Raw genomic sequence first — 24,177 nt, 5'->3', positions numbered from 1 at the left:
CTTCGGGGGCGCGGCTCGTGGGGGTGTCTCCGTGAGCGCGGGGGCCAGGACGTTCGAGGCGCGGGTGGCGAGTCTGGCGCGTCACGCCGACGCCCGTGAGCCGATGAGAGAGGGTGCGCTCCGGGCAGCGGCGGCGATTGCCGAGGCACGCGAAGCCATGCCTCACGCCACGGAGGCCACGTCGCGAGAAGGCGCGCTCCAAGCAGCGGCTCTCGCGGAGGCACGCGAAGCCATGCCTCACGCCATGGAGGCCACGTCGCGAGAAGGCGCGCTTCAAGCAGCGGCTCTCGCGGAGGCACGCGAAGTGCTGTCTCATGCCAGGGGAGCAGCCTCGTGGAAGGACACGCTCCACGAGGAGGAGCTCGACGAGGCGCGTGACGCCCTCCCCCACGCCTCGACGGAGGCACTGCATGGCTTCGTCCTGCGTCAGCGGGCCTGTCGACTGTCGCTCGGGCTGCTCGTGGACTTCTACCGGGTGAATCCGTGCCGCATGGCCCGGGTGCACCTGCTCGCGGCCAGCGCGGTGACGCTGGGCCGCTTCTGGGGCGTGTCCGAGCCCTTCGCCCGTCTGGGCGCCGCGGTCATGCCGGTGGATGAGACCGGGCTGCCTCGCACGCCGGAGTGGAGCGCCTATGCGAGCGCATGCGCCGACGGCCTGCCGATGGAGGTGCGCGACGAGCGGTGGATTGAAGCCCACATGGTCGATGTCGCGCGCGGACGCGAGCTCGGTCATGAGGCGGCGTTCCTCGAGGAGGCTCGAGCCCATGAGCGCGAGCCGCTGTGGCGTCTGCTCGTCCAGCACGTGGAGATGACGCTGGGCGCGCGCTTCTTCGACCAGCACGCGCTGGCGGGCGCGGTGCCCGGGGAGAGCGCCATCGCGCACGGGCTCGCGCTCTCGGTGGTGCGACTGACGAGCGCGGGCTGGGTGCTCCTGCGTCACTACGCCTGGGCCACGCTGCGCGCGCTGTGCCTGCCGCGCTGGCATCGGGCCCCGGGCCTCGTCGGCGAGCGCCACGCGGCGTGGCTGCTGCTCTCGAGCTTCCTCACCGCGTGGACGGCGGCGGGAGTGTACCGGCGGGGCGTGAAGGCGCTGCATCGGGGACAGCGCACGAGACCCTCGGATGCCTGGTCCCTGCTCGCGAGCGCGATGGGCCCGGAGGTGTCCCGCGTGGACGAGCGGGTCATCCGCTTCTACGCCAACCCCGGCGCCTGGAGCGTGCGCGCCTCGGTGACGTTCTCCTCGCGCACCGCGCGGGTGTTGGCCTGGGTCGCGACGCGACTGTCGGGCCAGGGCCTCTTCGAGCATGGGGCACGCACGTTCCCCGGACGCTTCCGGACCTTCCGCCGCGCCGATGGCTCGATGCACTTCGTCCGCGAGCTGTACTGCGACGGAGCCCTGCGCAGCTTCGACTCGGACTTCGTCCTGCGAGGCAACCAGCTCCACGAGGTCTTCGTCGAGCACGGCCTCGACCTGGCGCTGGACGTGTCGGTGCTCGACGACGGCGGCATCCGGCTGCGAGGCGGCACGCTGCGGTGGCACGGGCTGGTGCTGCCCCCCGTGGGACGCGGCGTGGAGTTCCGCATCCTCCCCTCACGCGACGACCCCACCCGCGTGGACATCATCGGCACCTTCCGCTGGAGCTCGTCGTCCCGCGCGCCCCTGGGCTGCATCCACTACGAGGCTCAGTGGTCCGCGCCCTCGTGATGGTCGTGTCCCGGTCCACCAAACGTCCCGGGCCAGGGCTCGTTCGCGGGCAGCAACCCCGGCATCGGGAAGCGCTGGAAGCGCGCCTGGCTGGAGGCGAACGGCGGGTCGCACTCGCCGCACGTCTCAGCCCCATCCATCATCAGCAGCGCACCCGGCGCCAGCTCCAGCAACTGGGGCATGGTGCGCGCCTGGTAGTCCAACCGGCACTGGAACGCCTCGCTGCCGTCGGAGACCCGCACGCCCACGAGCAGCTGCGCGTCGTCCGCATCCGTCGCCGTGGTGAGCACCAGCGTCCTCGGTGGCAGCCCCGGCGTCTCCGGCCACGTCGCCAGCCGCAGCTCCTTCGTGGTGAGCGACTGTCCCGAGCGAAGCGAGTACGTCCACACGGGGCTCAGTGAGGGCAGCGCGAAGCCCCGCAGCTGCGTGGCCGCGGGCGCGTTGCCCTCGTCGCCGACATTCACCGTCGTGCCCGGCGCGCTCGGAACCAGTCGCTCGCGCGTGGCCACCACGCGGCCGAAGACCTGCGGAATCGTCCCCGCCACCGAGCCATCCGCCGTGCGCAGCGCCTGCCCGCCCCGCTCCGCGAAGAGCAGCCCGTCCACCACCGCCAGCTCTCCGGCGCGCTGCCCCTGGGACTTGCGCCAGCGCGGCACCCCGTCCGACGAGAACGCCATCAACAACGAAGGCGCGCCCGCATGCAGCGGTGCCCCCACGTTCAGCGTCTGCGAGAAGGACACATACAAATCCCCCGCCGCGTCGGACACGACGCCGAAAGGGTGCGGGTGGTTGCACTCGGACAACAGCGGGTCCGTCAGCTCCTGCGCGGACACCATCTGTCCGAACGCGTCCAACACCACCAGGAAGTACATGCGGCACAACGTCTCGCGCCGCTCCCCCGCGGGATACGCCTCGAAGAGCGCCGCCAGCCGGTCCGGCGCCATCACCGCCAGTCGCGCCAGGAAGAGCGTCTCCGTGCGCTGCCGGATGTCCGGCCGCGCGTCCCCCAGCGTGAAGGTCCACCGAGGCACCCCCGTGTACCGCTCCATCAGCGACACCGTGCCGTCCTCGGGCAAATCCATGCACAACAGCCGGTCATTCCACAGCATGCACCGCCGGGCCGCGTCCCGGCTCAGCATGGGCGTCGGCGCCGCCGCGTCCAGCAGCGCCGACTCGTAGAAGCCCGACAGCGTCACGTCCCCCTCGGGCCCCACCAGCAAATCATGCAGGTTGCGCGGGTACGCCGCCGCGTCGAGGCTCCAGTCCGGCGCCAGCGTCACCGCCGCGGGGCGCTCGCACACGGGCCCGCGACACCGGCCCTCCGCCTGACACGGACTGGCCGACGCGCAGACGAAGCCGTCCGGCAAGTCCCTCCGCGCGCACGCGCCCTCGATGCACACGTCCGCCGCGTCGCAGCCGCGCTCCGTCCCGCAGAAGGTGCCATCGGGCGCATCCGCCAGACCGCACCCGAGCTTCGAATCACACGTGCCCACCTGGCACGGCCCGCCCCCGGGACACGGCGGCGCCGGCACCGAGCGGCACCCATCCAGCGCATGGCACGCATCCGTGGTGCACGCGTTGCCGTCGTCACACGGCCGCTCCTGCCCCCGACACCGCCCCTGCTGACAGGTGGCCAGGGTGAGACACGCGCTGCCCGGGTTGCACGCGGTGCCGTCCGGCGACACCGTCTCCACGCAGCGCTCGGTGACGGGGTCGAACGTCGAGGTCGCGCAGACCACCGGGACACAGTCGGGCGTCGGCCGCGCCTCGCCCGCCAGCACCAGCTCCACGCGCCCTCCATCCGACGCGGTGCCCACCAGCCGCGACTCGAACGTGCCGATGGCCCGGGGACCGAAGCGCACCCGCACGGGCACCTCCTCCATCCCCACGCGCGAGGGCAGCCCCTCCACCAGCGAGAACGGCGCCTCCACCGCGGTCCACGTCACGTCCAGCGGCGCGCGCCCCGCGTTGAGCACGCGCACCTCCGCCTCACGCGTGCCCCCCGGATACGCGAAGGGGAAGTCGAGCCGGTCGACCGACAACCGCAGCCGCCCCTGCGCGCCCACCAGCGACGGGCCCTCGCGGCACGCGACAAGCCCCGTGCCCAACACCACCGCCATCACGATGACGGCCCACCCCGCCCCGCCTGTGCTCGTCGCGCGCGCCATGGGTGCCTCCCGGACTCCAGCCCTCCGCGTATAGCCCCGGGCTCCCCGTGATGCGAGGGGTGAGCGCCTCGCGCCTGTCCGCCATCGCCTCTCACGCGGGCCGCGCGTTTCGGCTGCTGAACGCTCGCGTCATGGCGCGCTCACGCCAGCACGTGGCGACACACGTTCCCCGCGTGACGACTTCCGGGGCCTCCCCAGGGCCCTCACCGGACGCCGCGCCACCAGCACCCCGAAGTCGCAGCCTCGCCGCAGAGATGAACGTCGGACGGAATCCTCATCCAGTCGGGTAATGGAAGCCGGTGGAGGCCCGGAAGGCGCGCCTTCCCGAAGACACTTCAGACCGCGTCCACCCACACCCTGTGATTTTTTCAGACGGTCGCGGCCGACCCACTCCAACCGCGCGGAATGGTTGGATCCAGGAAAGGTACGGTTCTCGCAATCAGCGCCGGCATGACCTCCGTCGCCGACACGGGCTCCACGTCCTCCCAGGCCTTCACCGTGCTCATCCCACGCAGCCTGCAAGGCACCGTGGACGGGCTGACGCCCAAGACGCGGCAGGCGCTGCTGTCGGAGCTCTTCCGCATGGCCGCGCTGGCGCACCAGGAGCGCGGCCTTTTGCCCGCGTCGGAGCCGTATGCGCTGAACCTGGACTTCGACGAGTGCCACGTGACCGTGGAGATGGACCCGTCCCGTGCCCGGCTGACCCTGGCCGGACTCTCCCGGGCTCGAGCGCTGGGCTGAGCCCGGCGATGCGTGGAAGCAATGTCTCGACGGGCCGGCTACGAAGAATCCTGGGACCTGACCTATCTGGTCGAGCAGCTGCGCGAGCTCATCAGCCGCGACCTGCAGCTGGATGACGCGCTCGGCGAGGAGCTGGAGGACACCCTCGCGCGCCTCGTGCTGCGCAACCAGCGGCTGCGCATGCTCCAGCGGATGGTGAACGCGGAGCGCTCGGCCGAGGACCTCGAAATCCTCCGCAATGCCCTGGAGCACACGGACCGTGAACTGCTCACGGCCCTGCCCGGCCTCCTCGAGCGTCTGCGCGCCGCGCTGACCTGAGCTTCCAGGGCCCAAGGCCCCCAGCGCCTGCTGGCGCCCTGTTCCGACCCCGGAAGCTCCCGGTGTGCCCGCGAAGGCCCGGCGCGCGCCCCAGGGCCCTCCACGGCCGCCTGGCGAGGCCTGCTGGCGTGGGCTCCTGATGGCTTCGTGCCTGGTGGCCCGCGTGCCGCCGTGGGCGCCGCCCGCGTGTCCGGATGCCAGGGTGTTACAGCCGTGTGGCGTTCATCCACAGGCGCAAGTCACAGGCACCGTCTGCTTCTTCAAAAGGGAGATGGGGTATTGATCAAGTGGTGGAAGAAGTAGAGGGCACGGAGTTGGGGACAAGTCAGCAAGCTCGCGGGATGACTGACGAATTCGCGCGATGCTATATGTGGGTAAATTGGCGGTTTCCCCCGGCCACCCACAGGGGTTGATCCACGCCGGGGTTTCTCCACAGCCATCCCCCCGCTGTCCACAGGCCATCCACAGGCTCGTGGTGGATGAAGGGAAGACGGTGGGTGACGGCGTGTTCTCACCGCAGGTCCGCGCCATACAAGCCTGTTATCCTCGGCGGCGTTGCGGCTCCGGTGGCGGGGCGCTGGCGAGGAGGGTTGACCCATCGATTTCTATCGGGGCGAGCGCATCGGGAAGTACGAGGTCGTCACGCAGCTGTCCGTGGGTGGCATGGCCGAGCTGTTCCTCGGCTTCACCTCGGGTCCGGGTGGCTTCCGCAAGTACGTGGTGGTGAAGCGAATCCTTCCGGACGCTCGGGACAACGAGCAGTTCGAGCGGATGTTCCTGGACGAGGCGCGCATCACCGCGGCCTTCAACCACCCGAACATCGCGCAGGTGTTCGACCTGGGGCAGGAGGAGGACGGCCTCTTCCTGGCGATGGAGTTCATCGCCGGGCAGAACCTGAACCAGATTACCAGCGCGTGCCTGCGCCACCATCGCCCGGTGCCGCTGGGCTTCACGCTGTCGGTGGCGCGCGACGTCTGCATGGCGCTGCACTACGCGCACACCTTCACCGCGCCCTCGGGCGAGCCCAGCCCCGTCATCCACCGCGACGTCGCCCAGAAGAACATCATGGTGACGTACGACGGCATGGTGAAGCTGCTCGACTTCGGCATCGCCAAGGCGAAGAACAGCCTGGAGCGCACGCACGCGGGCACGGTGAAGGGCACCACCGGCTACATGTCCCCGGAGCAGGTGCGCGGCGAGAAGCTGGATGGGCGCAGCGACCTGTTCTCCGTGGGGGTGATGCTGCACGAGATGCTCACCGGCGCGCGCCTGTTCGCGGGCAGGACGGAGCGCGACGAGATGATGAAGATCCTCGAGGCGCCCATCCCCTGGCCCTCGCACGTCACGCCGCACGTGTCGGAGCAGATCTCCAAGGTGGTGATGCAGGCGCTGGAGCGCAGCCGTGAGAAGCGCTTCGCCAACGGGCGGGACATGGCGCGGGCGCTGGAGGCGGCGGCGGGGACGCTGATGCAGGACGCGGAGCACCGCGCCACCCTGATGAAGGAGATGTTCGCGGAGCGGATGGCGGCCACGCGCGCGCTGCTGGAGAGCGTGGACGGCACGGCCAGCTCGCTCATGGTGGACTCCGCGAAGCGCGCCCTGCGCGGGGATGACGGGCCGTACCTGCCGGTGCGCGAGGAGCAGGCCACGCCCCGGTCGGGCAACACGCCGATGAAGGGCGGCAAGAAGCCCTCGCGCAAGGTGTCGACGGTGAAGACCGAGGCGCCGCCGCCGCTGGACGGTGACGAGCTCACGCCCGCGCAGAAGCTCCGGTCCAATGTGCTCTGGGGGCTGGTGCTGCTGAGCATCCTCGGCGGAGGCATCTATGGCGCGGTGAAGCTGAGCCGCGCGCTGGATGACTCGGCGACGATGGTGCCCGTGCGGGAGGAGGAGCCGCAGGACGCCAGGCTGCGTCCCATCCAGCCCCGGGCCATGATGGGGAACCTGGGGCCGGGCCCCGATGAACCTGTTCCAGGAGCGAAGCCGGAGCCCGCGCCGAGGAACGTCGGCGCGCAGGGGGAGCCGCCGGACGAGGGCTCGAAGCCGGAGCGCACCAGGCCCTCGCGAGCCACGGGCAAGCTGACCTTCAACATCACGGGGCAGTCGGCGCCCGTGTATCTGGGAGGCAAGAAGCTCGGCGTGACGCCGCTCCTGGGGGTCTCCCTGCCGGTGGGCAAGCACACGCTGAGAATCGTCGACCCCCAGGGCAAATCGCGCTCCCTGCCCGTGGTCATCCACGCCGGGGAGACGACGGTGAGCAAATTCGAGAGCTGGCAGGACCTGCCCTGAGGGTGTGAATCCGCTGCGATGACGAGGGGGCCTGTTATCTTCGCGCGCCCTCATCCTTCCTTTCGAGACCCATGGCCCCGCTCACCCTTGGCTTCCTGATGGACCCCCTCGAGACGGTGAGGGTGGACCACGACTCCACCTTCGCGCTGATGCTGGAGGCGCAGAAGCGAGGCCACCGGGTGGTCTACTTCGAGCAAGGGTGGCTGCGCTTCAACGGTCGGGTGGCGGAGGCGCGCATGCGCCACGTCACGGTGCGCCGGGAGCTGGGACGGCACTTCGACGTGCTGGACGAGGCGCCGCGCGAGCTGTCGACGGTGGACGTGTTGTTCCTGCGCAAGGACCCGCCGGTGGACGCGGAGTTCCTGCACGCCACGCAGCTGGTGGAGCTGTGTGGCGGCCGTCCGCCCGTCTACATCAACGACCCGGCGGGCATCCGCGACGCGAACGAGAAGCTCTTCAGTCTGCGCTACCCGGACCTGATGCCGGACACGCGAATCACCCGGGAGCTGCCGGTGCTCCTGGACTTCATCGCGAGGAACGCGCAGGGCACCATCCTCAAGCCGGTGGATGGCTTCGGCGGCAAGGGCATCCTCTTCCTCGCGCCGGGGGACCGCAACGCGCGCTCCGCCGCGGAGCTGCTCACCAGCGGAGGCCGCGAGGCCGTCGTCGCGCAGGCGTACATCCCGGAGAGCCGACAGGGCGACAAGCGCATCATCCTGGTGGACGGTGAGCCCGTGGGCGGCGTGCTGCGCGTGCCGTCCGGGGACGACCACCGCGGGAACATGGCCGCCGGGGGCACGCCCCACAAGGCGGTGCTGTCGGCGCGCGATTTGGAGATCTGCGAGCGGCTCAAGCCGGAGCTGCGCAAGCGCGGGCTCCTGCTCGTGGGCATCGACGTGCTCGGCGACTTCCTCACCGAGGTGAACGTGACGAGCCCCACGGGCCTGGTGGAGGCGAACCACCTGGACGACGTGTGCATCGAGGCTCGCGTCCTCGACGTGGCCGAGCGACTGGCGGCACGGCGCCCGAAGGCCTGAGGTCCGGGGCGGAGCGGGTCTCGTGGTGGATGCCCCGGCCCTGTCCGCGCCATCGTTCGGGAGGGCGGGGCGCGTGCCTCCGTGGGACGTGCGGAGAGCCTCATGCCGGGCGCGGGTTACGGGTGTGACGGGATGACAGCAGCCCACCGGGGCGGGCTCCTGCGACCCCGCCCTGTCCGTCGCGGATGGCCCCGGCCCTGAATCGACGTTGGCGAGGTCGTCTTCTTCGCGGGTGACCGCTGACGTCGGGAGAACAGTCCGTCGACGGGCCTGTCCGGACCGGTTCTCCGAGAGAAGGTGAGCTGAAGGACGGTTCAGGTTCCAGGGTGCCGACGCGGTGCGCTGAAATGAACCCTGGTTCAGGTTTCATCGCCCGGGCGACGCGGCGCGCCTTGAATCAGGGTTGTGCGGGGGAGTCACGTTGCCGCCCGCGGCCGTCATCCCCCTTCCCCTCGACGGCCCGGGAGGCACCATGTCGTCGTGGCGTTCTCGACTCTCCTCGACGTGTTTCACCTTCACCGTGGCGCTGGGCCTGGGCGCGCTCGGCTGTGGCGGAACCGAGGTCGGCCTCTCGGGTGACTCGGTGCTCGAAAGTTCCGAGCAGGCGCTCACCCAGGTGACGGGCTTCGGTAGCAACCCGGGCAACCTGCTGATGTTCCGGCACGTGCCCTCGGACATGCCGGCCAACGCGCCGCTGGTGGTGGTGCTCCACGGCTGCACGCAGAACGCGACGGGCATGGAGCTGGGCGGCTGGACGGCGGCGGCCAACGTCTACAAGTTCTACGCGGTGTATCCGCAGCAGCAGAGCGCCAACAGTGGGACGAGCTGCTTCAACTGGTACGAAATCGGAGACACCACGCGCGACGCGGGCGAGGCGCTGTCCATCAAGCAGATGGTGGACGCGATGAAGGCCACCTACTCCATCGACGCGTCGCGGGTGTACGTGACGGGCTTCTCCGCGGGCGGCTACATGGCGTCCTCGCTGCTCGCCGTCTACCCGGATGTCTTCCGCGCCGGCGCCATCAACGCGGGCGGACCCCACCGCTGCTCCACGTCGGTGAACGCGGCCTTCACGTGCATGAGCGGCCTGGACAAGACGCCCGCGGCCTGGGGGGACCTGGCGCGTGGTGGCTACCCGAGCTACGCGGGCCCGCGTCCTCCGGTGTCCATCTGGTACGGCACCAGTGACTTCACGGTGCGGCCGATGAACGGCACCGAGGCGATGGAGCAGTGGACGAACGTGCACGGCATCGACCAGACGCCGGACACCACGGAGACGGTGGGCGGCTTTCCGCACAAGGTCTATCGCGATGGCGCGGGTCGGGCCCTGGTGGAGACGTGGGAGCTCACCGGCATGGGACACGCGGTGGCGTTCGACGCGCAGTTCAACTTCCCGGGCAGCACCACGGCCTGCGGCTCGGTGGGTGCGTACGTGACGGATGTGAACCTGTGCTCCGTGTACCACCAGGCGAAGTTCTTCGGCCTCATAGGGGGCGGTGGCGAGCCGGGCGGTGACACCACGCCTCCCACGGTGGATGTGACGTCTCCGGCGAGCGGTGCCACGGTGAGCGGCACGGTGACGGTGAAGGTGAGCGCCACGGACGCGGTGGGCGTGGCCCGCGTGGAACTGCTGGTGGACGGCGCTCCGGTGGCGACGGACACGGTGGCGCCGTACGAGCTTGCGTGGGACAGCCGGACGGTGGCGAACGGCGCGCACACGCTGGGGGCCCGGGCCTATGACGCCGCGGGGAATGCGGCGACGGACAACGACACGAGCGTCACGGTGGACAATGCCGGCGTGCCTCCCACGCCCGTCACCGTGAGCTTCACGAGCATCGCGGCGGAGGATGGCTACCTGAAGGCGAACGCGGATGGCAGCGGCGCGGTGCTCGGGACGCTGACGAACCTGGCGCTCGGGCGTGGGACGGATGGGAAGTACAACCGCTCCTTCCTCTCGTTCGACACGTCGACGCTGCCGGACGGGGCCACGGTGACGCGGGCATTCCTCACGGTGAGCTACTCGTCGGGCTCGGGGGACCCCTGGTCCACGCCGGCGGGGAACACGTTGGTCATCGACGTGAAGTCCGGCACGTTCAACGCAGCGTCCACGGAAGGCGCGGACTGGGCGGCGGCGGCGGACGCGAGCGCGGTGGCGGGCATCGAGCGGTTCACCAGTGGAGCGCGGGCCTCGGCGGACTTCAGCGGGGCGGGCCTGGGGGCCATCAACGTGGCGGGCAGGACGCAGCTGCGGCTGCGCTTCAGCCAGGAGCAGACGGCGACGCAGTACCTGTTCGTGCGGGACTCGGCGAACGCGGTGCTGACCGTCGTGTACACACCGTGACGTGAGGCGGGCCCGGGGTGGACGCCTGTTCGACGAGGATGCGAGCATGGCGTCCCCCCCGTGACTGACTCCGCCTCACAGCCCGGCCCGGACGAGACGCTTGACTCCATCGGCACCTCGGGCGTGCGTGTCTTCCAGCGACGGGATGGGTATCGGTTCACGCTGGACGCGGTGCTGCTCGCGGCCTTCGCGGCCACGGAGTCCCCGCAGGGCTCGGGGCGGATATTGGAGCTGGGTGCGGGCAGCGGCGTGGTGTCGCTGCTGCTCGTGAAGCAGTTCGGGCTGGGGCCCGTGGATGCGCTGGAGGTACAGCCCGCGGTGCATGCGCGGCTGACGCGCGCCGTGGCGCTCAATGACTGTGAGTCCCGGGTACGGCCGATGCTCGGGGACCTGCGGCGCATCCGTGAGCAGGTGACGGGTGGGGGGTATGTGCAGGTCGTGTCGAACCCGCCGTTCCGGGTGGCGGATGCGGGGGTGCGCAGTCCGGATGACGAGCGCGCCATCTCCAAGTCGGAGGTGGCGTGTGAGGCCCGGGACGTGGTCGCGGCGGCGCGGTATGCGTTGGCTCCTGGGGGACTGGTGAGCCTGGTGTACCCGGCGGCGCGAGCGGCGGAGGTGCTCGGGTTGCTGGCGCAGTCGAAGCTGCATCCGCGCGTGCTGCGCTTCGTGCACTCGAGGGTGGAGGCGCCGGCGACGCGCTTCCTGGTGCAGGCCGTGCGAGACAGGGACCGGGGCCTCACCGTGCGTCCGCCGCTCGTGGTCCACGGAGAGGGACCCGGGGGTTACTCGGCGGAGGTGGCCGCGCTCATGGACCCGCCGCTCTCGGAGCAGGCGTAGCTCCACCTGGTGGCCGAGGCTGTGATTCCGAGACCGACGGTGCGATGGCACGTCGGACCGCCCTGCTATTGCGTCGCGAGTCTCGCGACGTCATGTGCACGGGGGCTGGATGAGCGCGCATCGCTTCATCGTGTGGCTGTTGGCACTGACCCTGGTGGGTTGTTCGAGCACGCGGGTCGTCCGACTGGACTCAGGCCAGGGTGAGCCAGAGGTCCACGTGCCCTTCGAGGACAAGGACGCGGGGCCGGTGGAGTTGGACGACGATGAGTTCGAAGAGGCCCTGGTGGTGCTCGCTCGGGACGTGAGGCCCTTCGAGCACCCGTTGAGAGAGGCCCGCGAGCGCTTCGGCGTCCCGGAGCGAAGTGGCGTGTACGAGTACCAGCCGCAGAGCCTCAAGCTCATCCCGCGCGGGGACGGGGACGTCGGAGGACTCCGGTTGCTGGAGACGTACGCCGATGACGCGCTGACACGGGACTACGGGCGCTGGTGCGAGCGCAAGTCGCGGCCTGGAGACTGTCTGCGCCTGCTGGAAGAGGGACCGTTGCTGGGGAGTGACGGCCGGTACTCGTTGGCGCTGGCCATCGCGATGGACGCCGTATGGGAGGAGACGGCGGAGGCGCTGGAGGATGCGACGGACCCCCAGGCGTTGCTGGCGACGGTGACGGCGTCCGTGAGCATGTACTTGCTCTTGTGGGCACTGCCCGAGCCCGTGTCCAAGGGGCTGGCTGCGCTATTGACGGCGACAGCGATTGCGTACCTGGGCGTGGACACGGTGTGGCGGGTGCTGGATGGGTGGGTGGTGCTGGTGCGCGAGGCGGACAGGGCGCGGAGCTTCGAGGAGCTCAGCGCGGCGGGAGAGGCGTACGGAGAGGTGCTCGGAGAGAACGCGGCGCGGGTCTTCGTGATGCTCGCGACGGCGGCGATTGGGAGCACGGCGGGGTTGGCGGCGAAGGCGTCAGGGCTGCCGGGCTCGGCGCAGGCGGCGGTCGCGGTGGAGGCGCAGGCGGGCTATCGGTACATGGCGGTGGGCAGCGTGCGCTCGGTGGCGATGTCGGCCGAGGGCTTCACGGTGGCGCTGGCGCCTCACGCGGTCGCCATGGCGTCCTCGGAGTCGAGGAGCGGACGCACCGAGAAGCATCACCTCGCGACGAACAAGAACAGCAGGTCCGCTGCTCGTGGAGGCCCATGGACCCCGAGGTTCAGGGACATCTTCAAGAAGGCGGGGATGGAGTTGAAGGACCCCGAGAACATCGTCGCGGTCCCGGGACACAAGGGGCCTCACCCGGAGGAGTACCACATGGCCGTCCACGAAAGACTCCGGGATGCGACGCGCAGGTGCCGCACCGTGGTGGCCTGTCGTGAGTCACTCACCGCTGCACTCAAGGAGCTGGCGAGCGAGGTCTCGACCCAGGGAACGAAACTCCACAGGCTCGTGACGGAGGGGAAGTGAGGTAGACAGCCTTCACCATGCCACGGGTGCGCTACTTCAGGCTGAACGAGGACGTCCGAGCTGGGTACTGGTACCTGGGAGATCCCCAGGACGCGCAGGGTCATGAGGTCGAGGACCCTTATATCTTCACGGCGGGACAGCCTGTCCGAGTCGAGGGTCGTCTCTCGATGCCAATCAACGAGCCAGGCAAGGCGTTGGATTTCTGCATCGCGGGCACAGGTGCGGTGCCCGTCGTCCATATCAAGATGGCTTCGCTCTTCGCGGAGTTGGCTCCGGACGACGTGCAGCTCATCCCGGTCGACATCCAGGGGAAGCCGGACCAGTACCTCATCCTGGTTGTCACGAAGCGCTTTCGCTGTATCGACGACGAAGCGTCCGAAGAGGTGCGTTACTGGCTGCCCGAACATGGCCAGCCAGACCGTGTGGGTGACTACAAATCCGTGATGGGGCTTCGCATCGACCCCTCCAAGGTGGGCGATGCCAAGATCTTCCGCACGGAAGGTTGGGACATCGCCCTCATCGTCTCCGAGGACATCAAGGAGGCCGTGGAGCGGCTGAAGCCCACGGGCGCGAAGTTCACTCCCGTGTGACGGAGCGGTCGAAGGCCCGGTCGTCCACCGAGGGAGGAGAACTGGCACACGGGTGCCGGGGTCATGGAGCGTTCCCAACGTACTCAGGTTTCCCGGGCGGGCCCGTGGCCCCCGAGCAAGGAGAACAGGGAATGAACTCCGTGACGCTGACCGAGCAACCGGACCTCCTCAAGGCGGCGGCCTTGCTGCCTCCTCGACTGTCATTGGGCTCCACCATGGTGGTGCACGGCATCGCCAAGCTGCGCAAGGAGGGCACCGAGCAGCACGCGGGCTTCTTCGAACAGCTCGGCCTCAAGCCAGCCAGGCCCCTGGTGCTGGCCACGGGCGTGACCGAAGTCCTCGCGGGCGTGGGCGCCATCCTGGGCATCGCGACCCGACCCGCGGCGGTGGCCGTGCTCGTCACCCAGGCGTTCGCCATCGCGAAGGTCCATGGCTCCAAGGGCTTCGACAACACCAAGGGCGGCTTCGAGTTCAACCTCGCCCTGTGCGCCATCGCCCTCGGGTTGCTCCTGCGGGGCCCAGGTCGGCTGTCCGTGCACAGCGCGGTGGAGTCACAGGTGAAGCGCAAGGAGCTGCGGCGGTTCAAGCTGCTGCCCCGTCAGCGCCGGGGCTCCAGGCTCCTGGACCTGCTGGGTTAGGCGTAGGCGGGCGGGCCCCGCAGGGCCGCCCGCCTGCCCGCTGAAGTCACAGGCACACGGGGGCTGTCCCTGGAGGGCCCCAAGGCTCGTAAGATGCCCGAGCCATGCTCCCGTCCGCTTTCGTCCTGCTCGCGCTCGCCACCTCATCGGGTCCCTCCTCGGAGCTCGTGCCCGACGTCGCCCACAAGTTCTCCACAACGCCCATGGGCCGGAGCGCCGAGCTGTTGTCCTCGGCCGGCTCACGGTCCGTGCGCAGCGCGTGGGAGGTGGAGGCGCTCGCCAACGCCGCGCAACGCGCCGGTGAGGCGTCAGCGCGCGCGGTGGTGAGGGGCATGGCCGTGGGCGCCACGATGGCGAGCCCGGGACCGAGCGCGTCCTCCGCCGTGATGAGCGTGGGGGCGCATGCGGCGCGCTCCGGACTGAGCGCGTCGAACGTGGCCGCCGTGATGAGCGCGGGAGCACGCTCGGTCATGGTCTCGACGACCTCGCGAGCTCCGGTGGCACTGGCTTCCTCGACCCCCTCGTCGACCGATGCCACCGTGCAGCCCGCGCCGGCGGGAGGTCTGTCTGACCTGGCCGCGCGAGCCGGTGCCGGTGCGCTCCAGGCCGCGGTCCTGGCCTTGAGCTCGGGGGACTCGTCCGTCCCGAACCCCGAGGCCGCCGAGCTGCACTACGCCCGTGGCCTCGAGGCCCTCCAGCAGAAGAACACCCCTGTCGCCATCCAGGAGCTGTCCTCGTGCGTGAAGGCCCTGCCCACGCGCGTGGACTGCCGCTGGGAGCTGGGGTGGGCGTACTCGGTGGAAGGCCGCTGGGCGGACTCGCTCACGCAGTGGACCGAGGTCCAGAAGCTCGCGCCCGAGCACCCGGACCTCGAGACCGCGCTGGCCCAGGCCCGAGGTCAGGCCGCGCTCCAGGCGAAGCTCAACCAGTCACCGGTCGCCAGCAACCGCCCTCCCCCGCCGCTCGATGCCAAGGTCCGCATCCGCGCCGTGGGCGACATGATGCTCGGCACCACCGTCCCCGAGGGCAACCTGCCACCGGATGGCGCCAGCAGCGTGATTGCCGGTGTGCGCTCGCTGATGGAGGACGCGGACGTCACCTTCGCGAACGTGGAGGGCCCGCTGTGCGACAACGGCTCGACGAAGAAGTGCCGCTCTTCCAGGAACTGCTACGCGTTCCGTTCGCCCACGGCCTACGGCCAGGTGTTCAAGGACGCGGGTGTGGACCTGGCGTCCACGGCGAACAACCACTCGGGCGACTTCGGCGAGCTGTGCCGTCGTGAGACCGAGGCCACGCTCGATGCGCTCGGCATCGCGTGGAGCGGGCCGCCGGGCTCGGTGGCGACGGTGGAGCGCAACGGGCTGCGCATCGGCATGGTGGCGTTCCACACGTCGCCCTCGTGCAACCACCTCAACAACACGGAGACCGCCACGGCGCTGGTGCGCGCGGCGGCCGTCGAGCACGACATCGTCATCGTCTCCTTCCACGGGGGCGCGGAGGGCGGCAAGGCGCTGCATGTCCCGCAGGGCCGCGAGCTGTTCTTCGGCGAGGACCGCGGTGACTTGAGGCTCTTCACGCACGCGATGGTGGACGCGGGGGCGCACGTGGTCATCGGCCACGGTCCCCACGTCGTGCGCGGCATGGAGTTCTACAAGGGCCGGCTCATCGCGTACTCGCTGGGGAACTTCGCGACGTATGGGCGGTTCAACCTGAAGGGTCCGCAGGGGCTCGGCATGGTGCTCGAGGTGGAGCTGGACCGCGAGGGTGCCTTCACCGGCGGCCGCGTGCTCGCCACGAAGCAGGTGGACAAGGGCATCGCGGTCCCCGACGAGAAGGGCGCCGTCATCAAGCTGCTGAAGGAGTTGTCCGCCGAGGACTTCCCCGGCTCGGCGGCGCGCATCTCCGAGGACGGCACCATCCACCCGAGCGGGAAGGGTCCCGTCTCCGCGCGCTCCGCTCCCGTGCGTCGCTGAGCGCGTTCCAGGTCGTGTCGCGAGGCCGAGCCCTTCGGAGGCTCGGCACCGTCCTCCGCCGCGACGAGTCGCGCGTGCACTGTGCTGTCCGCGCCGCGCGCGAACTGTGTGTCACGAAGACGCGGCGAGCGTCGTCGGTGGTTTCGTCATCCACCGCACGCTGAAGCCTGGCTGCTGGCCCCTCTGCCACCCGCGTGATTGCGGCCCCAATGATGACGCGGCTCGCGAGAGCACGTCGTCGGCGCGTGCGGTACAAGGAACTCGCCGTGCGCGCACTTCGACTGCCCCATCTCTCCTCGCTTCGCGCCTTCGAACACCCCGGCTATCTCGCGGTCTGGCTGGGCGCCCTCATCTCCAACATCGGCACCTGGATGGAGACGGTGGCGATGGGCGTGTACGTCACGCAGGAGACCGGCCGCGCCGAGTGGACCGGCGGCATCGTCGCCCTCGCCTTCCTCCCCTCCGTCATCCTGTCGCCGCTCGGCGGCGCGCTCGCGGACCGCTTCGACCGCCGCGTCTACGTGGCGCTGGGCATCGCCGTGCAGCTGGTGCTGGCCGCGGTGCTCACCGTGCTCGCCTTCATCGGCGAGCTCACCGTGCCCATCGTCGGTGTTGTCACGCTGCTCAACGGCTGCGCGAGCACGCTGACGAACCCGGCCTTCTCCGCGATGCTCGCGGAGCTCGTCCCACCCCGCGATTTGCACAGCGCCATGAGCCTCAACTCGGCGCAGTACAACCTGGGCCGCATCGTGGGCCCGCTGCTCGCGGCGCTGGTGCTCCAGATGGGCGGCGCGTCGTGGGCGCTGCTCATCAACACGCTGTCCTTCGTCGCGAGCCTCATCGCCCTGTCCCGCGTGACGCTGCCCTCGCGCGACACGCCGCGCACGAAGGAGAGCCTGTGGGCCGGCATCACCCGAGGCGTCTCCGTCGCCCGCGCGGACGAGGACATCTCCCGCGTGCTCTGGGGCACGCTGTTCGTGGCCGCGCTCGTGGCGCCGTTCATCGGCCTGGTGCCCGTCTTCGCCATCAACGTCTTCGGCCAGGGCGCCGCCGCGACGTCGCTGCTCGTCGCCTGCCAGGGCGCGGGCGCGGTGGTGGCCGCCGTCGTCGTGGGCACGCTCGCGGACGCGCTGGGCCACCGCAAGCTTTTGGGCTTCGCCGCCATGTCCATCGGCGTGGTGTCCGCGGTGTACTGGATGTCGCCCACGCTCACCGTGGCCGCGGCCGTCATCTTCCTGCTCGGCGCCAACTACCTCACGCTGATGAGCGGCCTGCACGCCTTCGCCACCTCGCGCGTGCCCCGCGACATGCAGGCGCGCGTCAGCAGCCTCTACAGCATGGTGCTCGGCGGAGGGTACGCCGCGGGCGTCTGGGCCCTGGGCGCGCTCGCCGACCGCGTGGGCGTGCGCTTCGTCACCGTCACCGCCAGCGTCATCTTCCTGGCCCTGGTGCTGACGCTGCGCCTGCTCAGCCCGCGCAGCTTCGACGACTCGCGCGCCTGAGCCCCCGCACCCCGGGTGCCCGCCCGCTCCACGATGAGGCCGGTGCCCGGGGTCCACCTCCGGACATGAATGGCGGTTCAGGTGCCGAAGGGCCTGCGTCCCGGCGACCCGCGCGCTACACACGGACGCTGACGACCCCCTCCCGAGGAGCGCATGCCCATCCGTCCATCCGTCCTGGCCCTGTCCGCCCTTCTGCTGGCGGCCCCTCCCGCCCTCGCCCAGTCCAAGGCCCCCGTCGAGCCACTCGGCACCGCGCTGGAGGGCCTGCCCTCCGCGTTCCCCGTGCAGTACCTGTCCACCCAGGTCGAGGGCCAGGACGTGCGCCTCGCCTACCTGGACGTGAAGCCCACCGCGCGCGCCAATGGCCGCACCGTGGTGCTCCTGCACGGCAAGAACTTCTTCGGTGCCTACTGGGAGCCCACGATTCGCGCCCTCACCACCGCGGGCTTCCGCGTCATCGCCCCGGACCAGCTCGGCTTCGGCCGCTCGTCCAAGCCCGACGTCCACTACAGCTTCCACACCCTCGCGTCGCTCACCAAGCAGGTGCTCGACTCGCTCGGCATCAAGCAGGCCGTCATCCTCGGCCACTCCATGGGCGGCATGCTCGCCACCCGCTTCGCCCTCATGTACCCGCAGGCCACCGAGCGCCTCATCCTCGAGAACCCCATCGGCCTCGAGGACTACCGCGAGAAGGCCCCCTGGCAGCCCACCGAGGCCTATTACAAGGAGCAGCTCGCCGTGACGGAGGAGTCCACCCGCAAGTACCACCACACGTACTACGTGAAGTGGAAGCCCGAGTACGACGTCTGGGTCCAGGTCCTCTACCGCCAGACGCTCGGCGGTGACTACCCGCGCCTGGCCCGGGTCGCCGCCCGGACGTCGCAGATGATCTACGAGCAGCCCGTCGTCCACGAGTTCCCGTGGGTCAAGCCGCGCGCCCTCGTCGTCATCGGCCAGGAGGACCGCACCTTCATCGGCCGAGGCAAGGTGCCCGCCGACGTCGCCGCGACGATGGGCCAGTACCCCCAGCTCGGGAAGAAGACCGCCCAGGCCATCCCCCAGGCCACCCTCGTGGAGCTGCCCGGCGTGGGCCACATCCCCCACCTCGAGGCCCCCGAGAAGTTCCACGCCGCCGTGCTCGACTTCCTCGCGAAGTAGCCCCTGTGGGCAACTTGGGGACGCGGGACACACTCCCCGCATGAGCGCACCCTCCCCGGGTTCACGGGTTAAAGTCCGTGAATCCGGGGCTCACGGCCCTGACGCATCTCGAGGGGGCGTGGATGAAGAAGCTGCTCGGGCCGATGCTGTACACGACCACCCAGCCGTCGCAGGACCAGTGGTCGTTCTTCGTGAACCTGTACCTGTCGGCGGACGCGGTGGACGCGGCGAGGCTCCCCCGGCTGCGCCTGCGCGCCTCGGACGGCACGGTGCTGCCGGACACCGTCGTGGCCCCTCCCCGGCGGGTGGCGGACTTCTCCGCGCTGGAGGGCCGGGCGGCGGGCCTGCTGTGGCGCTGGGAGGTGACGCTCGCGCGCGAGGACAAGGCCCGGCGGGTGACGTACCGCTTCGAGCCGGTGGACGCGGGCGAAGTGCTGGAGGAGGTGGACTTCTCCGCGCCGCACCAGCCGCCCCGGCCGTGGAACCAGGACACGCTGGGGACGGTGGTGGTGCCGGCCAAGGGCGCGCTGCCCAAGGCGGCCTTCTTCTCCTGCAACGGCGCGAGCGACGCGAAGACGTGGAGCTCGGTGATGCGGATGAAGCGGCCCTTCGGCTGCTGGATGGACATGCTCGCCCAGCACGAGGAGCCCACGGAGGGCGGCTTCGAGCTGCTGCTGGGTGGCGGCGACCAGGTGTACGCGGACTCGCTGCTGGACCACGAGCCGCTCCTGGAGTTCCGCAAGCGCGAGCTGGAGCAGAAGCTGAACCGCGACTTCGGTCCGCCCAAGGGCTTCCACGAGCAGATGCTGGCGCGCTACGTGGAGCTGTACTGCGAGCGGTGGGGTGGCTCGGCGGGCATCGCCCCGATGCTGGCGCGGGTGCCGGGCCTCTTCACGTGGGATGACCACGACATCTTCGACGGCTGGGGCTCGCACGAGTCGCTGCAGTCCTGCGAGTGGTTCGAGTCCATCTACAGCGCCGCGGCGCTCGCGTTCGAGGCGTTCCAGCTGGGCGCGCTGCGAGGCTCCGAGAAGCCGACGCGGCGCAGGCCGTGCGAGGGGCACTATCTGCAGTCCGTGCGCTTCGCGGGCGCCGAGTGCGACGTGGACGTGCTCGCGTTGGACCTGCGCAGCGGGCGCACGTACCGGCGGCAGACGAACGGGAAGATGGCGCACGAGGTGATGAGCGCGGAGCAGTGGCACACGCTGGATGCGTGGCGCCAGGAGCACGCGCGGCGGGGCGCGGGCAAGCCCCGGCACGTGCTGGTGCTGTCGTCGGTGCCGCTGGTGCACCTGCGCTTCGGGCCCTCGGTGGAGACGCTGGGCGGGGACACGGAGCTGCACGACGACATGCTGGACCAGTGGGAGTCGGTGGCGCACCGGGGCGAGCGCATCCGGTTGATGGTGGACCTGCTCCAGCTGGCGAAGGCGTCGTGCTGCGCGGTGACGGTGGTGTCCGGGGACGTGCACGTGGGCGCGCGAGGGCTCATCCGCTCGCGCAATCCGGAGCACGTGCCGGCGGGGCTCGCGGAGGCGGCCATCGAGCAGGTGACGTCGTCGGGCATCGTCCACCCGCCGCCGAGCATGCTCCAGTTCATGGGCATGCGGATGCTGGCCGAGGAGTCGGTGGATGATCTGCCCTCGTACATGCAGACGGAGATGCTGCCGGTGGGCAAGAGCCGCTACCTGCGCGAGCGCAACTGGCTGTCCTTGAGGGTGGAGCCCGCGCGCTCGAAGACGTCGCGCCCCAAGCTGTGGCTGCGCTGGGAGGCCGAGCACACCGCGCTGTCCATGCAGGTGGTGGTGGAGCCTCCGCCGCTCGCGACGATGACGGGGGCGTGAGCTGGCCCGTCCACCGGGCATGCGGCCGGGCCCCGCTGTTGTCGCCCGGAGCTTGGTGTGTGCCCGCGTCGCTCCGACATTGAGCCCATGGGGAGTGGGCGCGGGGATGCACCTCGCGCCCTTCGCGCGAGGAGCGCCACATGGGCACCGACAACAAGAAGAACGACCCCTCGAAGGGTGGCAAGGCCTCGGGACATCGGCCCACCTTCGCGAAGGACCGCGTGGAGCGCGGGCTGGAGGCGGATGACACCCGGCCGCTCTACGCGGCGGACTCCATCCACAGCACCCAGGAGGCGAAGTTCGCGTTCGACAGCGACGCGCCCGTGGGCGGCGACGTGCCCGACATCCGCAGCCCCATCGACGAGGCGGATGAGCTGGAGCGCGAGCGGCGCGGTCGTGAGCGCTCGCTGGAGCGACAAATCGAGGAAGGGGACTGAAGCACCCGGCTCCGCCCGGAAGACCCACCGGGCGGAGCGAAGCGACCTTGGAGACTACGGCCCCGCGCGCGTCACGCCGGGCTGGGTGTCCGGCTCCACGGGCACGAGCTTGCCCAGGTTGAGCGGCGACACCTGCTCCTGGATGAGGAGCGGGTCACCCACGAGCACGATTTGCAGCGTGGCCGGGTCCAGGTACTTCTCGGCCGCGCGCTGCACGTCCGCGGCGGTGGCGGTGCGCAGCCCCTCCACGGTGCGGTTGAACTCGTCCATGGGCCGGCGCTTGCGGAACAGCTGCGACGCGCTGGAGCCCAGGCCCTCCACCGACTCGAAGGCGCCCGGGAAGGCGCGGATGAGGCCCTCGCGCGCGGCCTCCAGCTCCTTCTCGGTGATGGGCCGCGACTTCAGCCCCGTCACCTCACCCATCGCCTCCTTCACCGCGGGCCCCGTCACGTCCGAGCGCACCGACGCATATGACGTGAGCGGTCCCACGCCCAGCCGCGGGTCCAGGCTGGCGCCCGCGCCGTAGCTGTAGCCCTTGTCCTCGCGCAGGTTCATGTTGAGCCGGCTGCCGAAGAAGCCGCCGAACACGGTGGTGGCCAGCTCCAGCGAGAACTCATCCGGGTTGCCCGCGGCGATGGCCGGCCGACCCATGATGACCACCGTCTGGTCCAGGCCCGGCTTGGGCACCACGTTCACCTGCTCGCGGTTCACGAGCTTCGGCGTGGGCGGCGCGGCCGGCAGCGTGGCCTGCGACTTCCAGGTGCCGAAGTGCTTCTTGGCGTAGGCCACCGCCTCGTCCAGCGTGACGTCGCCCGTCATCACCAGCGCCGCGGCTGCCGGGCCGACGTGCTTCTTGTAGAAGCCCTGCACGTCCTCCAGCGACAGCGCCTGCACGGTGTCCGGCATGCCCGCCGCGGAGTGGCCGTACGGGTGCGCACTGCCGAAGGCGGACGACAGGAAGACAATCTGCCCCAGCGCGGTGGGCTGTCCCAGCCGGCGCACCAGGTCCGCCAGTTGCTGCTTCTTCCTGCGCTCGAAGGCCTTGGGCGCGAAGGTGGGCCGCAGCGTCACGTCCGACAAGAGCCCCAGCGCCGCGTCCACGTTGCGCGTCAGCACGCGCACGCCCACCTGGGCGCCGTCCGCGGCGACATCCTGGAAGGGCGACACGCCCAAATCACCGAAGGCGTTGTCCAGCGCCACGGTGTCGCGGGTGCCCGCGCCCTCCAGCAGCATGCGGTACGTCAGGTCCGCCAGGCCCTGCTTGCCCGCGGGGTCCTGCGCGCTGCCCGCCGCGAAGGTGATGCCCGCGAACACCAGCGGCAGCTCGCGCCGGGTGCTCACCAGCACGGTGAGCCCGTTGTCGAGCGTGGCCTTCTGGAAGCTGGGCAGCACCAGCTCCGGCGGCTTGCCCGGCTCGGGCTTCGTCGCGCGGAAGGCCTCGGCGTCCGCCGGTGCCGTGGGCTGCGTGGCCTGGGGCGGGGTGGCCGGATTCTCGCTGGCGGCGGGCTTCTGCTGGCTGGCGCAGCCGGCGAGGGAGACGGTGACGAGGGTGGTGATGAGGCGGCGCATCAGCGGCGCTCCTTCGGTTCGACGGGTGCCTGCTTCCGGGCGGGCGGCACGGCGTGGAGGATGACGCGTGAATCAGGGCTCAGGGTCTCTTGGGCGAACTGCTTCACCGCCTCCGGCGTCACCGTCTCGTAGCGCGACAAATCCTGCGCCACGTAGCTGGGCTCGCCGACGAAGTGGTTGTAGCTCTGGAGCACGTCCGCCTTGCCGCCGAAGCCGCCGATGGACTGCAGCCCCGCGAGCGTGCGCGTGTCGAAGCGGGTGCGCGCGCGCTGGATCTCCTCGGCGGAGATGCCGTTCTTGCGCACGTCGTCCAGCACCGCGTCCACTTCCTTCTGGAGCGTGTCCGTGGACACGCCGGGCCGGGCCACCACGTTGAGCGTGAAGACCGACTGCGCGCCCTGGCTCTGCTGCGTCACGTCCACGCTCTGCGCCAGCTGCTTGTCCAGCACGAGGCGGCGGTACAGCCGGCTGGCCTTGCCCGTGCCCAGGGCCGTGGCGAGCACGTCCGCGGTGGCGTCGCCCTGCTCGAAGTACGCGGGCGTCAGCCACTGCATGGAGAGCAGCGGCAGCTGCGCGATGCGCTCCTCGTGGCGGATGACCACGGGCTTGGTGAGCTTCACCGGCGCGACGGTGGGCCGCGTGGGCTTGGGGTGGCTGGGCAGCGAGCCGAAGTACTTCTCGATGAGGGCCTTGGTCTTCGCCACGTCGAAGTCACCCACGACGGCGAGCGTGGCGTTGGAGGGCGCGTACCACTTGCGGAAGAAGTCCTTCACGTCGTCCAGCGTGGCGGCGTCCAGGTCCTTCATCGAGCCGATGACGTCCCCGTGGTACGGGTGCGGCAGCGGGAAGAGCGCGTGCCACGCGGCCTCGCGGGCCAGGCCGTACGGCGCGGCCTCGGTGCCCTGACGACGCTCGTTCTTGACCACTTCCTTCTGGGTGGCCAGCTTCTCGGGCGTCATCGCATCGAGCAGGAAGCCCATGCGGTCGCTCTCCAGCCAGAGGGCGGTCTCCAGGTGGTGGGTGGGCACCGTCTCGAAGTAGTTGGTGCGGTCGAAGCTGGTGGTGCCGTTGAGGTCGGTGGCGCCCAGCTGCTCCAGCATGGAGATGTGCACGTCGTCGGCCACGTTGCGCGAGCCCTGGAACATCATGTGCTCGAACAGGTGGGCGAAGCCGGTGCGGCCGGGCTGCTCGTGGTAGGCGCCCACGTGGTACCAGACGTTGACGGAGACGACGGGCAGCTTGCGGTCCACGGACAGGATGACCTCCAGTCCGTTGGGCAGGGTGTATTTCTCGTAGGGGATGGCGAGCGCTTCGCGCCCGGGCTCCAACGGCTTCGCCTCTTGAGGGGATTGGGCGAGCGCCGGGAGCCCGAACAGGACGAGGGCTGCGGCGACGAGGGCCTTCATTCGGGACAAGGTTCCTCCGGGGGCTTTTCGTGCCAGGGAATCACCTCTCGCGCTTAGCACGCGTGCCTCGGGGCGTGGGCAAGGAATGACCGGGGGAATGGGGGGAAGGCGGCAACTGTTGAGGGCGGGGCGAGGTGCGGCGTGACTCGTGGCCGCGCTGTCCGGCCCGTCGTGTCA

At 70.4% G+C, this 24,177-nt stretch carries 18 protein-coding genes; 15 read left to right on the top strand and 3 right to left on the bottom strand.

Features of this window, described 5'->3' with window-relative positions; genetic code table 11:
* Positions 1 to 304 precede the first annotated feature (304 nt).
* Positions 305 to 1,705, top strand: a complete 1,401-nt coding sequence (locus FL311_RS12595) for a DUF4166 domain-containing protein (protein WP_141325274.1) — start codon at positions 305 to 307, stop codon at positions 1,703 to 1,705.
* On the opposite strand, the gene FL311_RS12590 is transcribed toward FL311_RS12595, so the two are convergent.
* Positions 1,684 to 3,873 carry a tenascin-X gene (locus FL311_RS12590; RefSeq protein WP_141325273.1) on the bottom strand — a complete coding sequence of 730 codons (2,190 nt, stop codon included), beginning with the start codon at positions 3,871 to 3,873 and terminating at the stop codon, positions 1,684 to 1,686. The two genes, FL311_RS12595 and FL311_RS12590, sit on opposite strands and share 22 nt — an antisense overlap.
* Positions 3,874 to 4,323: 450 nt before the next feature.
* Here FL311_RS12590 and FL311_RS12585 point away from each other — a divergent pair, with 450 nt between their 5' ends.
* The 14 genes from FL311_RS12585 (at position 4,324) to FL311_RS12520 (ending at position 21,025) form a co-directional block, all read left to right on the top strand.
* Positions 4,324 to 4,614 (top strand): hypothetical protein, encoded by a 291-nt coding sequence (locus FL311_RS12585; RefSeq protein ID WP_141325272.1) that lies wholly within the window; start codon positions 4,324 to 4,326, stop codon positions 4,612 to 4,614.
* Between the two features lie 21 nt (positions 4,615 to 4,635).
* Entirely contained in the window at positions 4,636 to 4,932 is a 297-nt protein-coding gene (locus tag FL311_RS12580; RefSeq protein WP_141325271.1) for a hypothetical protein, read from the top strand.
* 663 nt (positions 4,933 to 5,595) lie between these two features.
* A complete protein-coding gene (locus FL311_RS12575) occupies positions 5,596 to 7,221 on the top strand; it encodes a serine/threonine-protein kinase (protein ID WP_141325270.1) in 1,626 nt (541 codons plus the stop codon).
* 71 nt (positions 7,222 to 7,292) lie between these two features.
* Positions 7,293 to 8,258, top strand: a complete 966-nt coding sequence (gene gshB, locus FL311_RS12570; protein WP_141325269.1) for a glutathione synthase — start codon at positions 7,293 to 7,295, stop codon at positions 8,256 to 8,258.
* Between the two features lie 472 nt (positions 8,259 to 8,730).
* Entirely contained in the window at positions 8,731 to 10,599 is a 1,869-nt protein-coding gene (locus FL311_RS12565) for a PHB depolymerase family esterase (RefSeq protein ID WP_141325268.1), read from the top strand.
* A 60-nt stretch (positions 10,600 to 10,659) separates the two neighbouring features.
* Positions 10,660 to 11,436 carry a tRNA1(Val) (adenine(37)-N6)-methyltransferase gene (locus FL311_RS12560; protein ID WP_141325267.1) on the top strand — a complete coding sequence of 259 codons (777 nt, stop codon included), beginning with the start codon at positions 10,660 to 10,662 and terminating at the stop codon, positions 11,434 to 11,436.
* A 109-nt stretch (positions 11,437 to 11,545) separates the two neighbouring features.
* Positions 11,546 to 12,886, top strand: coding sequence for an AHH domain-containing protein (locus FL311_RS12555; protein ID WP_141325266.1), 1,341 nt, complete (start codon positions 11,546 to 11,548; stop codon positions 12,884 to 12,886).
* Between the two features lie 17 nt (positions 12,887 to 12,903).
* Positions 12,904 to 13,476: a DUF1629 domain-containing protein gene (locus tag FL311_RS12550; protein ID WP_141325265.1), complete on the top strand. Its 573-nt coding sequence runs from the start codon at positions 12,904 to 12,906 to the stop codon at positions 13,474 to 13,476.
* A 131-nt stretch (positions 13,477 to 13,607) separates the two neighbouring features.
* A complete protein-coding gene (locus FL311_RS12545; RefSeq protein WP_141325264.1) occupies positions 13,608 to 14,114 on the top strand; it encodes a DoxX family protein in 507 nt (168 codons plus the stop codon).
* Between the two features lie 104 nt (positions 14,115 to 14,218).
* On the top strand, positions 14,219 to 16,087 hold the full coding sequence (locus FL311_RS12540) for a CapA family protein (RefSeq protein ID WP_141325263.1): 1,869 nt from the start codon (positions 14,219 to 14,221) through the stop codon (positions 16,085 to 16,087).
* Positions 16,088 to 16,353: 266 nt separating this feature from the next.
* Positions 16,354 to 17,589, top strand: coding sequence for an MFS transporter (locus FL311_RS12535; protein WP_141325262.1), 1,236 nt, complete (start codon positions 16,354 to 16,356; stop codon positions 17,587 to 17,589).
* Positions 17,590 to 17,742: 153 nt separating this feature from the next.
* Positions 17,743 to 18,747 (top strand): alpha/beta fold hydrolase, encoded by a 1,005-nt coding sequence (locus tag FL311_RS12530; protein ID WP_141325261.1) that lies wholly within the window; start codon positions 17,743 to 17,745, stop codon positions 18,745 to 18,747.
* Between the two features lie 122 nt (positions 18,748 to 18,869).
* Positions 18,870 to 20,588, top strand: coding sequence for an alkaline phosphatase D family protein (locus FL311_RS12525; RefSeq protein ID WP_141325260.1), 1,719 nt, complete (start codon positions 18,870 to 18,872; stop codon positions 20,586 to 20,588).
* Between the two features lie 140 nt (positions 20,589 to 20,728).
* Complete coding sequence (locus tag FL311_RS12520; RefSeq protein ID WP_141325259.1) at positions 20,729 to 21,025, top strand: hypothetical protein; 297 nt, start codon at positions 20,729 to 20,731, stop codon at positions 21,023 to 21,025.
* 54 nt (positions 21,026 to 21,079) lie between these two features.
* On the opposite strand, the gene FL311_RS12515 is transcribed toward FL311_RS12520, so the two are convergent.
* Positions 21,080 to 22,594 carry an insulinase family protein gene (locus tag FL311_RS12515; RefSeq protein WP_141325258.1) on the bottom strand — a complete coding sequence of 505 codons (1,515 nt, stop codon included), beginning with the start codon at positions 22,592 to 22,594 and terminating at the stop codon, positions 21,080 to 21,082.
* Positions 22,594 to 24,000 (bottom strand): pitrilysin family protein, encoded by a 1,407-nt coding sequence (locus FL311_RS12510; RefSeq protein WP_141325257.1) that lies wholly within the window; start codon positions 23,998 to 24,000, stop codon positions 22,594 to 22,596. Before FL311_RS12510 ends, FL311_RS12515 begins: the two co-directional genes overlap by 1 nt.
* Positions 24,001 to 24,177 lie beyond the last annotated feature (177 nt).

It is taken from the genome of Myxococcus sp. AB025B, assembly GCF_006518215.1.
Taxonomy (GTDB): domain Bacteria; phylum Myxococcota; class Myxococcia; order Myxococcales; family Myxococcaceae; genus Myxococcus; species Myxococcus fulvus.
Note: the sequence above shows the minus strand (reverse complement) of the source record. Positions and strands in the feature narration are given on the sequence as shown.